Genomic DNA, 14,741 nt, shown 5'->3' on the forward strand with positions numbered 1-14,741 from the left:
CAATTGTTCTCAACATGTGTTGCGACAGTTGAACGTCGATAAAGGGGAACGAGGTTGCTTGGAGGGGATGTGGCCGATGCTCCGGTCACCTGGCTCGCGATCCGCGATGACCAGAAGGCGTTCGAGGACCAGCAGTTGCGCGCTCTTCGCGCGGCGTTCCCGGACCTGGTGGAAGCCAGTCCGGCGCAGCTGGGGATCTTTTTCCACTACTGCAAGGCGTCCGGGCTCGACCCGTTCGGCCGGCAGATCTACATGATCAAGCGCAAGTCCCGCGGCGAGATCCGCTGGACCATCCAGACTGGCATCGACGGCTACCGGCTCATCGCACGCCGGGCCGCCGACCGGGCCGGGCAGCCCATCGCGTACGAGGACTTCGTCTGGTACGACGCCGAGGGCGGCGAGCACAGCGTGTGGCTGCGCGACGAGCCCCCGGCCGCGTGCCGGTCCGTCCTGTGGCGCGGGGACTCCCGCTTCCCCGCCGTCGCGCACTGGCGCGAGTACGCGCCGAAGGTCTGGGACTACGAAGCGCAGGAGTACAAGCTCGGCGGACTGTGGCCGCAGATGCCCGCCAGCCAGCTCAGCAAGGTCGCCGAGGCCCTTGCCCTGCGCCGCGCCTGCCCGGCGGACTTGTCCGGGCTGCACGTGGACGAGGAAATGCACGCCGCGGATGCGGCCGAGTCCCGCGAGCGCGTCCAGGCCGCCGCGGCCCGGCTGCGCACCCCCGGCGAGAAACTGGAGACGCCAGGCACTTCGGAGTCTCCCGTGGTGGACGCCGAAGTCGTCGAACCGGCCGGCACGCAGGACAAGCAGGACCAGCGCAGCGGGCAGGTGGAGGAAGCCGAGACGCCCGCGCCTGTCGATCCGCAGGGCGCGATGGAGGAGGCGCGCGGCACTGTACGCGACGTCGCGAAGCGGCTCGGCATCAGCTTCGACGTGGTCAACGAACGCTGCTTTGACGACTTCGGCGTCTCCTTCCAGGACGCCAGCCCCGAACAGCTCCAGGAGCTCGCCGAGGCGCTCACCGCGGACACCGAATCGGCGAAGGCAGTGAAGGCTGACGCTCCGAGCGGACGCGGATCCGCGGGCTCCCGTACGCGCACCCCCGAGAAGAAGACCGCCACGAAGAAGGCCGTAGCGAAGAAGACGACCGCCCGCACGCCGTCACGCACCAAGTCGACCCGCAGCAAAGCGAAGTAGCCACCAGCCACCCCGCTGGGTGGCCAACCCACCAGAGTGCGAGAAGACCATGTCCATCGACCCCGGAACGATCACCGTCCCCGACCTATGGAAGGGCGCCCACCGCGACGACCGCGCCCGGCCCCGCGCCCGGCAACGCCTCCTCGGCCCGTCCTCGATCGGTCTGTGCAGACGCCGCGCCGCCTACGAAGTACACGGCACCTGGCCGACCGACCTCGACGACAACATGCACGCCGCGATCCTCGGCACCTGGCTGCACGAGGGAATCCTGCGTGTGCTGGCGGAGCAGTACGGTGCGCACACCGAACTGGAGCTCACCAACGGCGTCATCCTCGGGCACGCCGACGCCTACTGGACCCCGAGCGGACAGGACCCCGGCGTCGTCGAGGATGTCAAGACCAAGTCCACCCGCGCCCTGGACGTCGTCGTACGCCAGGGCCCCAGCCAGCATGAGTGGTTCCAAGTCCACTTGTACGCACACCTGTTGCGCACCGGCGGGCTCAGCGAGCACCCTCACCTGCCGACCGGGAAGCCGCTGGAGGCCGACGTCGTACGACTGCGCTACGTCGGCCGCGAGTACGGCCAGGTCGTCGTCCACCAGCGCATGTACGACGAGGGCGTCACTCAGCAGGCCCTGGCCTGGGCCGAGGATGTCCTCGAGAGTGCCGAGCCGGAGGCCATGCCCCGCGACCTCGACGGACCCGGTCTGTCGGTCATTTGCGACAACTGCCCGTTCAAGACAGCCTGCTGGAACCTCGACCAGCTCGCCGACGACGGCCGCGCCCCGCAGACCATCCTCGCCGAGGACGAAGCGGGCATCACCGACGCGCTGCGCGCCTACGCGGACGCCTCGGAGATCGAGAGCGCCGCGAAGAAGCGCAAGGTCAAGGCACGCAAGATGCTCGACGCCGCGGACCCCGGTACGTACGGCGACTTCAAGCTCTCTTGGTCTGGCGGCAACCCCCGCCCGCCCGAGCCCGACCCCCAGGCGATGATCCGCATCCTTGAGGGCCTCAGCGTCGACATCCCGATGAAGTCCGGCGGCCGCACCTCGCGCACCATCGGCGTCACCCGCGTCCCTGACGCGACCTGACCCACCCCGCTCGCCACCGGGGCCCGCACCACGCCGGCCCCGGTGCTCGGCGATCCCGCACACCCAACCCTTGGAGGGGAAGTTCCTCATGTTCACACCCACGCTGCGCGAGCGCATCGCCGACGTGCTGTCCCAGGCGTACGGCGACCAGCCCGCCCTCACCGCATCCGATCCCGCCCCGCACCACCGCGCGGCGAACGCGGTTCTCACCGTCCTGCCGCAGTACGGACAGGACGCCGACCCGCAGCTGCGCGGCACCTTCGCCCGCATCGAGGAGGCGAAGCATGCGCTCGCCTCGTACGAAGGCGACGACGTCCTCGGCCTGATGCTGCACCTGGTGGCGATCCTCGACGGACCGCCGCTGCCCGCAGACACCTTCGAGACGACACCCCCGCTCACCGCGGACCGCATCCGGCAGCGGCTCGTCGAGCGCCTGATCGCCTGCTGGCCGCGCATGGCCTACGCCGACCACGCCGGCGACATCGCCGCCTCGCTCATGGACGTCATCATGCCGATCGTCACCCAGCTGCAGAACCAGGCATCCTCCTGGCGCAGCCAGGCAGACAGAGCGCTCACGCAGCGCGACCGGGCACGGTCCACCGCCACCACCCTGGAGCAGATCGTCGCCGAAGCGACGCGCCTTCTCCTGGCCGGCGAACCGGGCCCGGCGCTCGCCGTCCTCCGGAGCGACGGGCAGCCGCTTGGGCCCTGCGCAACCGCGTCCTGCATCGGCGAGGAGTGATCCGTCGTGCCCAGCACCCACGCACCCCGGCCGCACAGCAGCTCCGCGCCGTTCTTGCTCCTCGGCAGCGACCCCACCCGCCAGCCCCGCCACGTCTACGTCAGCACTACCGACACCGGCATCGTCGGCGTGGACTTCATGGCCGTCGAGCGCGTCGTCAACGGCGGACTCCCGGCGCCCGAACTCAATGAAGCCGAGCAGGAGCTCGCCGCCCGGATCATGACCCGCGCCGGGCACCCGGCGCGCGACATCGCCGAGCGCGTCGGTGTGGAGACCCGCACGGTCACCCGCTGGCGGGCGGCCTGGAGGAAGGAAGAAGCGTGAGTATCGAGGCGATGGCCTGGGCGTTCAAGCAGAAGATCCCCAATCCGGGCGCGAAGCTGGTGCTGCTCGCGCTGTGCGACTTCGCGGACGAGTCCTGGTCCTGCTTCCCCGGGCAGGAAACCCTCTCGACGAAGACCAGTCAGAGTCTGAGCACCGTGCGCCGGCATCTCAAGTGGCTTGAGCAGCAGGGCTATATGTCCCGCAGCCCTCGCTTCGTCGAAGGCCGCAGGACCAGCAACCGCTACGTCCTGCGCACCCCCCGGCCCGTTGGTCCGCCACCGCACCCGCAGGACCCCGGCGGCCCCGGGGGCGCCGCCGAACAGGCCGACGACGAGGACGTCAACCAGGAGCCCGCGCCGGAAGACACCGGGGCGAAACAGGCGGTCAAAATGACCGCTGGTCACAATGACCTGAGGTCAAATTCCACGGGTGTACCGGTCAAAATGACGGGGGAACCGTCAGAGAACCACCAGAGAAACAACCCCCTACCCCCGGCGGAGGGTGACGGCCGCGGCGGGGCCGGCAGCACTGGGGAAGCCGGTGCCGAGAACGGCGGTGGTTCGAGCGGAGGCTGCACCGCTCACCCGAGCGCCCCTGCTGCCAACTGCCGCGGCTGCGGCACCAATCCGCGCAGCCGCCAAGCCGCCGCAGCAGCCCAGGAGAAGCAGGCGAAGGCCGCCCGTGCCCGGGACAGAGACCGCCGATGGTTCCAGGAGGACGGCGCGCGCCGCGCCCAAGTGCAGGCGCTGGAAGCTCAAGGAGTCCTCGAAGGCCCCCGCAAAGCCGCCCGGGAAGCGCTCCAGCGCGGCCGCCAGCGCGAAGGGATCCCGCTCACCAGCAGTAAAGAATACTTGACGCAAAATGATCAAGAATGATAAAATAGTATCAGATCCACTGGAAAACACCCCCCCAACTTCGGAGGTTCCGAGCAGTGTTCAGCTTCCTCGCCCCAGCTCAACGCGCCGCCCTGAGCGTCGGCCTCGCTGCCCGCGGCGTCGATGGCGTCCAGTTCGGCCAGGCTCAGAAGCTGGCCAAGGAAATGGGCGAGCGGCTGGCCCGCGCCTACGGTGACGCCCTCGGTCGCCCCGTTGAGCCGCTCGACTTCGTGCGCGACGTCCTCGGCGTCGAGGCGTCCGGCCGGCTGTTGGTGTGCTCCCTGCGTGAGGTCACGGGCCGCCCGGACCTCTACCGCGATGCCTTCTGACCTACGCGTCCGTATCCACGCCTCCTACATGTGTGGAGGCAATTGCAAGCCTCCCCGGTGCGTGCCGGGTGAGACCACCAGAGTGCGAGGAACCCGATGAACATCGCCCACATTGCCGCCATAGTCGTCGCCGCCCGCGTCCTCGGTGCACCCACCGAGCGCAGGGAGACCGGCGGCCCCGCCGTCCGCGTACTGAGCCTGCACGGCCAGCAAAAGGGCCAGATCTGCGACTTCACCCTCGACGACGGCTTCCGCCGGTGGCGGCTGGAGTCGGTCACCGACAACCACGGCGTCGACATGGTGGGCCGCACCCTCGGCAAGCGTCTCTCCGCGCGCCTCGACGCCCTGCACGCCCAGGCCACCGAGCACTTCACCCCGCGCCCGACCACCGAATAGCCCAGCGCCCACAAAGGGAGAGAGAAGTGGACCAGCCCACACGCGAACAGCTCCTGTACGCGGAGGCCGCCATGTACGGCGTCAGCCCGGACCAGATCCACCGCGCCGTCGACATCATCGCCGCCGTACAACGCCGCGACCGCGAGGACTTCCGGACCAAGTTCGGCGGGGAGCTGACACCCGATCGGTGGCTCGCCGCCTACGGCGTCTCCGGCTTCAGGGAGCTGTGCACCCGCGCGGCCGACCGCGCCGGGCTCCCGGACGGCGACGTGATCATGCGCATCGTTTTTGCCATCGCCCCCGCACCCGAGACTCGCGAGGACGACCGGCCCGTCGAGTTCTGGGCCCGCCCCCTCACCGACCCCGCCGAGGCGACGTTCCCCGCCTACCGCGTGACGTACGAGGACCCGCCGGCGGACGACAGCACCGGCTTCGACTGGTCCGGGACGCTGCTGCGCCGCACCCTGCGCCAGGCCACCGAACACGGCCAGGGCGCGGCGAGCCTCGAGAAGGCCACCGGCGTCGTCGTCTTTACCGACGGCGACCTGCACGGCGCGTACATCGCCCGGCCCGCGCCGGGACGAGTCCGGCCCGTCTGTGTCCGCTGCGGCCAGTGGGAGCAGGAACACACGCTGCACGAACGCTTCGGCTCCTGCCCGCAGTTCGTCACCGCCGTCGCTCAGCTCACCGCGGCCACCGTGCCGTAACACGAAGGCCCCCGCTCGGGGCCGCGCCGGTGCGAGCGGTTCCCGGCCCCGAGCGGGCCCATCCCCGATCCCTCGTCGTACGCGAAGGAGTCCAGCCATGCCCCAAACGCCCTGGCGCGTGGGCGGAGCCCAGCGGAAAGGCCGCCGCGAGGTCCAGGCCGACGCGTTCAACGTCGGCGGCGACTTGGCCACCGGCCGTATCGCGGTGGCCGTCGCCGACGGCATCGGTGACACCGCCGAGGCCGCCGAAGCGGCCCGGCTGGCCACCGAGGAGGCGGCCGCCGTCGCCCTCACCACGACGCCCGAAGTCGGCTGCATGACGGCCCGAGAACGCCTCGCCGCCAGCGGCATCACGGCGGACGCGTCCATCGTCACCGCGCTCCTCGATCCCGCCCACAGCCGCGTCCAGATCACCTGGGCCGGACTGTGCCGCGCCTACGTCCTCACCACCGATGGACAGCTGCGGCGTGCCACGTACGACCACTCCCTCGGCGAGCGCATCCGCCGCCACACCTCACAGCGCGGACCGCTGCTGGCGTACGACCGCAAGGTCACTCGCACCATCGCCCGCCACGGGTTCGTGACCACGTCCCTGCCCGCGCGCGGCATCACAAGCGTCCTGCTCAGCACGGACGGCATCGCTCGGTGCCTGGACGACAGCGCGATCCGCCGCGCCCTCGAGGAGAGCGACCCGCAGAAGGCCGCCGACTTCCTCGCCGACGCCGCCGACCTCGGCGGTTCGGACAACGTGACCGCTGTCGTCCTGCGCCGCGCCGGCTAACCCCACCACCACACATGACGAGGAGCCAATCCCCATGGAAAACCAGCCATTTCGACTGACCCAGCTCCCGCTCGACGACCTCGCCGCGGCCTTCGTCCAGGCAGGCGAGATGCTCTTCCTCGCGATCCACGACGACATCTCCGCCCGCGTGCGGATGGCCCACCCCGAAGCCGAGTACCTGGAGGTCAGCGTCGACTCCGACGGCGACGTCGAGCTGCATGGCATCTGGAGCGCCCAGGAATCCGGGCTCGGCAGCTGCCGCCTCCTGTACGACCCCCACGGCGACGCGGAGGAGGACTGGCGGGACGGCCCGCTGGACGTCGACGAACTCATCAGCGATCTCGGCCGTGTTCTGAGCAGCTCCTTCCTCTACCACTGGGGCGTGGTCGAGCCGCACCCCGTCCACGAGTACCGCGACCGCCGCTGGATCAGCCTCCCGCCGGCCGACCGTGCCGCCGCCGTCGCCGACATCGTGCGCCGCCACGTCCCCGACGCCGTCTCCCTGATCTGCCGCTTCGAAGCACGCGACCGGGGCATCGCCGTCGGCTTCGAGAAGATCACGCTCAGCAGCGGCGAAACGGTCCCCATCCCGTGCCCCCGCTGCTCGCCGGACACAGAGGACAGCCCGTGGCCGCACGACGTCTCCCACGAGCTCGCCCACCCTCTCGGCCAGCTCTACGCCCTGCCGCACCTGCGCAGCCGTCACCTCACCCCGTGCATGGACCTCGCCTCCGAGCACGAGGGCCAGATGTGGCAGCTCGTCTTCCCGTACCCGTCCTGACCCGCACAAGGAGCTTCCCAAATGACCGACAACGACGCGCCACGGACCACCGACGCACGGCGCCATCTCGACCACGCGGTCCGCGCCCTGGACCACGTCCAGGCACGCTACGAGGTCGCGATGCTCGACTACATCACCGCGCGCATCGTCGAGGCGCACCCCCAGACCACGCATCTCACCTTTGTCCACGCCACCGCCGACGGCCTGATCGAGCTGGACGGCCTGTGGGCCACCCACGACGGCGGCACGGAGGAGCTGCTCCACGACCTCCGCGGCGGCGGAAGCGCCACCGTCGGGTTCGACCCCGGCGAGATCGGCGACGACCTCACGTACGCCCTCGACCGGCTGAACTCGGTCGCGTGGAGCGCCGTACGCCCCCAGACGTTGCCGGGCAAGCGCTGGGTGCTCGACCTCCCACCCGCCGACCGCGCCGCGAGGATCGCTGCGCTCGTTCGCGTGCACCACCCGGACGCGGGCCTCCTGACTGTCGACCTCTCCGCCATGCGGCCCCGCGTCGCCGGCGTGACCACGCGCGGCACCACGGGAGTCGGACCCACGGTCCACGCCGAACCCGACCGGCCGCTGTGGCCCGAGGAGACCGGGCGGATCATCCGCGGGCTGATCTGGCAGATCCGCTCCCTGCCCCACCTGCGCGCTCGATACGTGACGCGGGTCGGCGGCCCGGCGGAGGAGACCGCGCTTCTGCTGCTCCCGCAGACCGAGACCGGCTCGGGGGAGTGAATGTCATGTCCCTGACTATCGAACACGCGCCCGCACCCGCCGTGCCTGCCGTCCACGCCCAGACGATCGCCGCGAACGTCCTCCAGACCTGGCCCATGGCCATCGGCCTGACCATCGAATACGTCGCCCACCATGACCAGGGCCCGCGCGGCGCCGTCACCTTCGCGGTCGTGCGAGCCCGCGAGCCGTGGCCGAGCCCGGTCCTGATCCGCTGCGACGGATACGGCCACATCGCCCGGGGCTGCGAGCACCCCCGCCCCGACGGGCAGCCCTGCTGGCATCCCTCGGCCCCGCACCTCTCCCTGCGCGACCAGGGCCTTTGCCCGCGCCACCTGCCGCCCCTCGCCGTCCACGACTGGGTGAGGCACCCCGAGCAGCCGCTCTACGGCCGCGTCACCCGCGTCGAGCCCGACGGCACTGTCGCCGTCGACTTCGTGAGCGGTGAACTCACCCTCCACGCCGCCCAGGTGCCCCGCGTTCCCCCACACATCGCGAATGAGCTCGACCGAGGGCCGCTCAACAGCCCCGTGTACCTGATCGAGGACTGACACCTCCGGCGCGCCGTGTGCGAGACGGCACCGGGGCCGACCACCACCCCTTCTACGAGCGGAAAGAGAGCTGCACCATGAGCAATCACGCCGTGATCACCCTCGGCTTCACCAGGACTGTGTACGCCCACGAACTGCAACCGGGCGACGTGTTCACCTTCCCCGACGCGCCGACCACCCCCCTGCTCATCACCAGCGTCGGCAAGGTCACCGTCTCCTCCGAGCTGGCGCTCCTGCGCTTCACCCTCCCCGGCCCGGGCACTCAGCTTCACCTGCCCGCCAACACCCCGGTCCGCCCCCGCCGCATGATCCGCACCGTCACCCTGAGATGCCTGCTGTGCAAGAAGGCCGAGGACATCGAGCTCGATCTCCCGCACGACGGCGAGCCCCTGTCCTTCGTCTGCGGCAAGCACACCCCGGACAGCGAGGCCACGTCATGAGCCTCACCTACCTCAGCGCCGTCAACCTGCTGCGCCGCGCAGACGAGGAGAAGGCCCGCTCCCTGTACGCCGACGTCATCGAAGCCCTCGAACAGCACGTCACCGACGTCGGCGTGGACTTCTGCGGCAACGAGCTGAACATCACCGTCCAGCTCGCCGAGGACCAGTACGTCGCCATCGCCGGCCGGTACTCCCTGCCCTGGCACGACGACCGCAGCGAACTCGGCGGCTGGATGGCCGTCCACATCGACGACGTGTACGGCAGCCGCAAGGTCATCTACGACACCACGACGCCCGAAGGCGAACCGCCCGGCGACCTGTCCCCTGGACCACTGGCCGAGGAAGTCGGCGCGTACGTGAGCGGCTGGCACGCCGAACACGGATAACCCATCCCACCCGCACCACCACCCGGGGGCCGTGCAGTGCGAGCAGCCGCGGCCCCCGGCTCCCACCCATGCCCCCACGAATGAAGAGAGAGATCATGCCCAGCTTCACCGTCGGCAGCGGTCCCGCCCTCGAGGCGTCCGCGTACGCCGACTTCGGCACCGGCCAGGTGGTCTACCGCATCACCGATATCGGCGCGTTCACCCTCGGCTGGGACCCGGACCACCACCCCGAAGCCGACCAGGACCCGATGGAGGAGATCCTCCACGTCGCCTACGGCACCGGCCCGTTCGGTTTCCAGATGGACGAAGCCCCCGTCCTGTTCGGCATCACGATCGCCGGCACCGAGTCCTTCACCCGCGCCACCCTTACCGCAGGCACCCTCCGACTCCGCCCCTACCGCCTGATCATCAGCGCCCCTGTCCGCGTCCCGAAGGGCACAGCCCGCCGGGCTTCCGCCATCGTCTCCGCCCTGGCCCGCCACTGGCTCGCCCAGCCCTGGACACCGGACCTGCGCCGCGCCCACGAACACCACTGCGCGCCCCGCTCCCTGAGCCGGTACGGCGGACTCATCGCGCAGCACGAGGAGCGGATGCGGCGCCTCCGCGAGGACCATGCCTACTACATCCAGCGCGCGGACCGCGCCACGGCGATCCTCCAGGCGGGTCCCGTACCCGCTCCCGCGGGCGCCCCACCACACCCGTTCGCGTCGGCGGACGCGTCGGCCGAGACGACGGGGCGGTGAACGGCGTGGTCCAGTTCGACCTGTTCGGCGAGGTGGAGCAGAAGCTCGATGGGCGCGCCAAGCAACGCGAGGAGGAAGCCGCCAAGCCCACTCCACGAGCGGCTCCGGCCTCGCGCCGCACGCGCCGCGCTTTCCCGGGCGACCCGCACCGGCACGCCGGCGAAGTCGCCGAGAACGTCATCGCCGCATGGTTCAGCCACTACGGCGGAAGCCGTATGGACGTCCCGATCGGCACCGTTGCCGCGCTGTCCTTCTTCCGGGAACCCCTCGTCGGCGACTGGCTCCTCACCCTCGAACCCGCCCAGCTCCCGCCGCTTCTGCGGGAGATCTGGGGTGTCCAGTGGATGGCCCGCCCCGACCTCATCGAGGTCGCGCGCCCTCTGCACGACTGGGTCGAGGAGAGCCCCGACGAGTATCAGCTGCGAGCCGTCCAAGCGGTCATCCACACCGCCATCTACAACGGGCTGTTGGACCTCACCGCACGGGACGATCCCTACGACCGGTCCCAGGCGGACGTGCTCAGCCCGCTGCTGACAGGACTGCGGCACAAGAGCGACAAGAAGTGGCGCGGCGAGTACCACACACCACCCTGCGTGTCCGACCTGATGGCGCACATCCTCGTCGACACCGACCACGGGTCGTCGATCCGCGAACCGGCCATCGGCAGCGGCGGCATGTTCCGCTCCGTCGCCCAACGCCTACGGGAACACAGCCTCAACCCACACGACTACACCTGGTTCGGCAACGACATCGACCGCCTCTCGACCGCCTGTGCCGCCGTCAACGCGATCTTGTGGGACCTCGGCCCCCGGACCGTGATCTGGTGCGGCGACTCCCTCGCCTCACGAGACGGCGGCGTATCCCAGGCTCTCGCCGAACGCGCGGCCGTCATCGAGCACCGCAACAACGTCGTCGGCAAGGCACGCATGGTCGCCGCAATCCGCCAGGCCGAGCGACTCCTGACAGGAACAGCCGAGTGAACGTCTTCTCCTTCGGCGGAGGTGTGCAGTCCACAGCGGCTCTGGTGCTGGCAGCCAAGGGCGAAATCCCGTACGACACCTTCCTGTTCGCCAACGTCGGCGACGACAGCGAACACCCCGCCACCCTCCACTATGTCCGCACCGTCGCCATCCCGTACGCCCACCGCAACGGCATCGACCTGCACACCCTCAACCACAGACGGCGGGACGGCCACATCGAGACCCTCTGGGACCGGCTGATGCGCCCCGGGTCCAAGTCCCTGCCCATCCCCGTCCGGATGAGCAACGGAGCCCCCGGCACCCGCAGCTGCACCGCCGACTTCAAGATCCGCGTCATCGAGAAACACCTGCGCCGCAACGGCGCCACCCGCACCTGGCCGGCCACGGTCGGAGTCGGCATCTCCCTCGACGAGATCCACCGCGCCAACAACCGCCGCCCCGGCCCGTACGAGAAGGTCACCTACCCCCTCCTCGATCTCGGTCTGCGGCGCACCGACTGCATGCGGGTCATCGCCGGTGCCGGGCTGCCCGTACCGCCGAAGAGCGCCTGCTTCTTCTGCCCGCTGAAACCCCTCACCGCATGGCAGCGACTCCGCGAAGACGAACCACAACTCTTCGACGTGGCCTGCCGACTCGAGACCACCCTCATCCAACGCCGCGCACAGCTCGGCAAAGACCCCGTCTTCCTGACCCGACTGGCCCGGCCCCTCGCGCAAGCAGTCCCCGAGGGCACCGAACCGCTGCCCTTCGACGACGACAGCCTGTGCGAGTCCGGCTGGTGCATGACCTGACCCAACAAGACCGAAAGGCCGAAACGAAGTGACCGGACAACCCCACGCGATCCGTATCGACACCGCCGGAGCGCTACGAGAGATCCCACTCGGCGACACGCCCCGCGACCAGGCCCGAGCAGTCAGCCGAGCACTCCTCGACGCACCCGCCGTGATCCGCAGGATTGACCACCCGGACGGCTCCATCGTGGTCATCGGCGGCAAGAACCGCGAGCAGCACCCGCCGAACCTCCACGCCAGCCTGCTCGCCCACGCCCTCGGCGGCCCCGCCGAAGACCTCCGCGGCTCCGTGGTCTTCGCGGGCCTGGCCCCCTCCGACCGCCTGATCCCACTGCCCGGCCCGGCTCTGACCGAAGCCCGGGAGATCTGCACCACGGCCCCGGGCCAGCTCCCTGAAGCCGGACCAACCACCCCCATCGCATCACACCGCACGACCGAGAAGGGCAACTCGTGAGCCCAGCGAAGCCGACCACGCCGAAGGACTCCAGGGTCCCGAAGAAGCAGCGCGTCTTCCCCGCGGACTTCGCCGCATTTGTCACCGCAACCGCCGCCGCGCTCGGCGACGGCTGGGCCGTCGACACCGACGACAAACCCCACCCCGGGCCGTCCGCGTACCTCGCCCACCCCGACGGCCGTCGCATCGGCATCAAGCACCTCTGGCGAGGCGAGGCCGTCCAGACCTGGGCGCTCGACGTGCCGCCCCGCGAGTTCGAGGAGGGTGACCGCGACGCCGAGTCGTACGCCGACAGCCTCAAGCACCTCTCCCCTAGCATCCGCTACAACGTCGGCGTCCACTTCACTGACAACCCGCCCGCCGCGACCGTGGCACGGAACATCCGCACCCGACTGCTGCCGGCATTCGACGGCGAGCGCCCACCGCTGCGTGCCTTCCCCAAGAAGCCTTCCCGCCGTGCTCCAGGCGCCGAGAAGAACCCGGCAGCCGCCAACGCGTCGACGAGCGGCGACAACCTCCAGCCAGAGCAAGCGACCGCCACCAAGGCCCCGGTGAAGACCCCACGCCGCACAGCCAAGAAGACGCAGACGCCCGTGAAGGCCACCGAGCCGAAGAAGCGGACACCAGCGCCCCGGTCACGCCGCGCCACGACGACGGCGAAGGCGACGAATGCGCGGGGCACCAAGGCGCAGAAGTCGAAGCCGCCCGAAGCCGCCACCAGTAACTGATCAGCCCCCGGGTGCGGGACGGCCCAATGGCCGCCCCGCACTCACATCCCATTGGAGAATCTGAGGACTGCCATGACACAACTTGACCTATTCGGAGAGAAGCAGGCCGCCACGGACCGCAGATCCGCCCGCGAGGCGGAACGCGACGCCCGAGCCGCCCGCCACGCCGCCTACCGCGAATCCCTGAAGACCGACTGCTGCACCGGCCAGCCCATCCCGCCCGACGAGCGCGGCCTCCCGCAGTACCGCTGCGGACGCTGCGGCGCCCTCGCCTTCGCCGGCACCTTCGCCTTCAACCACGACTGCGGCTGGGCCGGCTGCTGGGCCGACAGCGAACCCACCCGCGGCACCGGCAAGACGATCCACGACGTCGGCCTCTCCGCCTACCGGCACGACAACCAGCACCACCCCCACTGCGCCCGCCCCGGCTGCGGCCACGCGCGCGGCATCCACCAGAGCGTCCCGCGCACCGCGCCCGAGAGCGCCAGCTGCTACGAGTACTGCGGCTGCCGCGGATACGTCGCACCCGCCATGTCCGGCACCGGCGAGGAGGCCGACCATGCTCACCACTGAACAGCTCGCCGCCATCGCCACCCTGCGAGACAAGATCATCCCGGGCCCCTGGGGCGTCATCAGGATCGACATCGAGGAAGGCGTGACCAGCTTCCTCATCACCGACAGCAACGACGACCGCGTCGCCTCCGTCGACATCGCACACGAGGGAGAGGCCGAGGCGCTGGCCGGAGCCGAGGCGGACGCCCAGTTCATCGCCGAAGCCCGCGCCATCGTCGACCTCCTGCTGGACGAGGTGACCGAGCTCCGCGCCCAGCTCGCCCGTACGCCGACTCCCCGGCGCCGGGCCTGGGGCGACCGGCTTCGCCCCAGGAACCGGGCGGGCACCTGATGTCCACCACGAGATCCGGTTCTCACCGTCCGCGCGGGACATCGCGGGCGCCCTCAAGAATGGCCGGATTCGAGCGACCTCGAGATCATCCCAAACTGGGCGCACTGGACACCTGACGGTGCGCCCAGACCAAGAAGACACCTGACCACAAGGGCGGCCCAGACTCATGTCCGGGCCGCCCTTCGGCCGTTGCTCACCAATCCCGGGTGGCGATCAGCTCCTCCACGTCCGCATCCGCGAACCCGTAGGTCGACGCAACGAACCAGAAGTCCTCAGCGATCTCCTCGCGCGCTACCGTCTCGATCTCGCTGCCGGCCGCCTCGAACTCCGCCTCCAGCAGGTTGAACTCATTCGTTGCGGCCTGCGTGAGCGCGTACAGTGCCGCCAGGTCCGACGGCTGCTCAGCTTCGATCCGCTCGCACAGCCGACCCAGAATCGCTCTGCCCTTGTCAAGGACGTGATCGGGGAAGTACGTGTCCGCGTAAAGCGGCTGCAGAAACGCACGTTCCGCTACCTGCTGGTTTGTGATCGGCATAGCGCCCCCACCCCTGTCGAAGAACTGACGCGCCGATCATGCACCAGGCGACTGACAGCAGCCCTGCCGGCGCAACCCCGCCCACCGAGGCTGAGGCCCACCGCTCATTGAGGCAAAGAAGGAAGCGAACCCGCGCCGCGAAGGGCAAGCAGTGCTCACGGAACCGAAGCAGGCGTCCGATCAGGGCATCGAAGCAGTGCTGGTCAGCGGCCATCCCCGGCGCCTCCCCGCGGGGACAAGGTGGGGACAAGCGGGAGTCGTGGGGA

Annotated in this window: 22 protein-coding genes; 21 read left to right on the plus strand and 1 reads right to left on the minus strand. The window is 70.1% G+C overall.

What is annotated here, in order from left to right; all coding sequences use genetic code 11:
* The first annotated feature begins 69 nt into the window (after positions 1–69).
* From FVS66_RS24425 to FVS66_RS24525, 21 genes are all read left to right on the plus strand, one after another.
* Positions 70–1,197 carry a recombinase RecT gene (locus tag FVS66_RS24425; RefSeq protein WP_187645673.1) on the plus strand — a complete coding sequence of 376 codons (1,128 nt, stop codon included), beginning with the start codon at positions 70–72 and terminating at the stop codon, positions 1,195–1,197.
* A gap of 49 nt (positions 1,198–1,246) precedes the next feature.
* Entirely contained in the window at positions 1,247–2,290 is a 1,044-nt protein-coding gene (locus tag FVS66_RS24430) for a PD-(D/E)XK nuclease family protein (RefSeq protein ID WP_149183334.1), read from the plus strand.
* Between the two features lie 88 nt (positions 2,291–2,378).
* Positions 2,379–3,032, plus strand: coding sequence for a hypothetical protein (locus FVS66_RS24435; protein ID WP_149183335.1), 654 nt, complete (start codon positions 2,379–2,381; stop codon positions 3,030–3,032).
* Between the two features lie 6 nt (positions 3,033–3,038).
* A complete protein-coding gene (locus tag FVS66_RS24440) occupies positions 3,039–3,356 on the plus strand; it encodes a helix-turn-helix domain-containing protein (protein WP_149183336.1) in 318 nt (105 codons plus the stop codon).
* Positions 3,353–4,231, plus strand: a complete 879-nt coding sequence (locus FVS66_RS24445) for a helix-turn-helix domain-containing protein (protein ID WP_149183337.1) — start codon at positions 3,353–3,355, stop codon at positions 4,229–4,231. Before FVS66_RS24440 ends, FVS66_RS24445 begins: the two co-directional genes overlap by 4 nt.
* A gap of 56 nt (positions 4,232–4,287) precedes the next feature.
* On the plus strand, positions 4,288–4,560 hold the full coding sequence (locus FVS66_RS24450; RefSeq protein ID WP_149183338.1) for a hypothetical protein: 273 nt from the start codon (positions 4,288–4,290) through the stop codon (positions 4,558–4,560).
* A gap of 96 nt (positions 4,561–4,656) precedes the next feature.
* A complete protein-coding gene (locus tag FVS66_RS24455; RefSeq protein ID WP_149183339.1) occupies positions 4,657–4,956 on the plus strand; it encodes a hypothetical protein in 300 nt (99 codons plus the stop codon).
* A gap of 26 nt (positions 4,957–4,982) precedes the next feature.
* Positions 4,983–5,663, plus strand: a complete 681-nt coding sequence (locus FVS66_RS24460) for a hypothetical protein (RefSeq protein ID WP_149183340.1) — start codon at positions 4,983–4,985, stop codon at positions 5,661–5,663.
* Positions 5,664–5,760: 97 nt separating this feature from the next.
* Positions 5,761–6,444, plus strand: coding sequence for a SpoIIE family protein phosphatase (locus FVS66_RS24465; RefSeq protein ID WP_149183341.1), 684 nt, complete (start codon positions 5,761–5,763; stop codon positions 6,442–6,444).
* A 34-nt stretch (positions 6,445–6,478) separates the two neighbouring features.
* Positions 6,479–7,225, plus strand: a complete 747-nt coding sequence (locus FVS66_RS24470; RefSeq protein ID WP_149183342.1) for a hypothetical protein — start codon at positions 6,479–6,481, stop codon at positions 7,223–7,225.
* Positions 7,226–7,246: 21 nt separating this feature from the next.
* Positions 7,247–7,966: a hypothetical protein gene (locus FVS66_RS24475; RefSeq protein ID WP_149183343.1), complete on the plus strand. Its 720-nt coding sequence runs from the start codon at positions 7,247–7,249 to the stop codon at positions 7,964–7,966.
* A 5-nt stretch (positions 7,967–7,971) separates the two neighbouring features.
* The gene (locus FVS66_RS24480) at positions 7,972–8,514 is read left to right on the plus strand and encodes a hypothetical protein (RefSeq protein WP_149183344.1); all 543 of its coding nucleotides are present in this window, start codon (positions 7,972–7,974) and stop codon (positions 8,512–8,514) included.
* A 77-nt stretch (positions 8,515–8,591) separates the two neighbouring features.
* The gene (locus tag FVS66_RS24485) at positions 8,592–8,954 is read left to right on the plus strand and encodes a hypothetical protein (RefSeq protein WP_149183345.1); all 363 of its coding nucleotides are present in this window, start codon (positions 8,592–8,594) and stop codon (positions 8,952–8,954) included.
* Positions 8,951–9,340 (plus strand): hypothetical protein, encoded by a 390-nt coding sequence (locus FVS66_RS24490; protein WP_149183346.1) that lies wholly within the window; start codon positions 8,951–8,953, stop codon positions 9,338–9,340. Before FVS66_RS24485 ends, FVS66_RS24490 begins: the two co-directional genes overlap by 4 nt.
* A gap of 95 nt (positions 9,341–9,435) precedes the next feature.
* Positions 9,436–10,083 (plus strand): hypothetical protein, encoded by a 648-nt coding sequence (locus FVS66_RS24495; protein WP_149183347.1) that lies wholly within the window; start codon positions 9,436–9,438, stop codon positions 10,081–10,083.
* The gene (locus FVS66_RS24500) at positions 10,080–11,063 is read left to right on the plus strand and encodes an N-6 DNA methylase (RefSeq protein WP_149183348.1); all 984 of its coding nucleotides are present in this window, start codon (positions 10,080–10,082) and stop codon (positions 11,061–11,063) included. Before FVS66_RS24495 ends, FVS66_RS24500 begins: the two co-directional genes overlap by 4 nt.
* On the plus strand, positions 11,060–11,854 hold the full coding sequence (locus FVS66_RS24505) for a phosphoadenosine phosphosulfate reductase (RefSeq protein ID WP_149183349.1): 795 nt from the start codon (positions 11,060–11,062) through the stop codon (positions 11,852–11,854). Before FVS66_RS24500 ends, FVS66_RS24505 begins: the two co-directional genes overlap by 4 nt.
* A 28-nt stretch (positions 11,855–11,882) precedes the next feature.
* On the plus strand, positions 11,883–12,308 hold the full coding sequence (locus tag FVS66_RS24510) for a hypothetical protein (RefSeq protein WP_149183350.1): 426 nt from the start codon (positions 11,883–11,885) through the stop codon (positions 12,306–12,308).
* Positions 12,305–13,036, plus strand: a complete 732-nt coding sequence (locus tag FVS66_RS24515; protein WP_149183351.1) for a hypothetical protein — start codon at positions 12,305–12,307, stop codon at positions 13,034–13,036. The genes FVS66_RS24510 and FVS66_RS24515 overlap by 4 nt, the downstream gene beginning before the upstream one ends.
* Positions 13,037–13,108: 72 nt before the next feature.
* Positions 13,109–13,609, plus strand: a complete 501-nt coding sequence (locus tag FVS66_RS24520) for a hypothetical protein (RefSeq protein ID WP_149183352.1) — start codon at positions 13,109–13,111, stop codon at positions 13,607–13,609.
* On the plus strand, positions 13,596–13,940 hold the full coding sequence (locus FVS66_RS24525; RefSeq protein WP_149183353.1) for a hypothetical protein: 345 nt from the start codon (positions 13,596–13,598) through the stop codon (positions 13,938–13,940). The genes FVS66_RS24520 and FVS66_RS24525 overlap by 14 nt, the downstream gene beginning before the upstream one ends.
* Positions 13,941–14,133: 193 nt before the next feature.
* On the opposite strand, the gene FVS66_RS24530 is transcribed toward FVS66_RS24525, so the two are convergent.
* Positions 14,134–14,475 carry a DUF5713 family protein gene (locus FVS66_RS24530; RefSeq protein WP_149183354.1) on the minus strand — a complete coding sequence of 114 codons (342 nt, stop codon included), beginning with the start codon at positions 14,473–14,475 and terminating at the stop codon, positions 14,134–14,136.
* Positions 14,476–14,741: the final 266 nt, after the last annotated feature.

It is taken from the genome of Streptomyces sp. TRM49041 (assembly GCF_008271805.1).
In the GTDB taxonomy this organism is placed as follows: domain Bacteria; phylum Actinomycetota; class Actinomycetes; order Streptomycetales; family Streptomycetaceae; genus Streptomyces.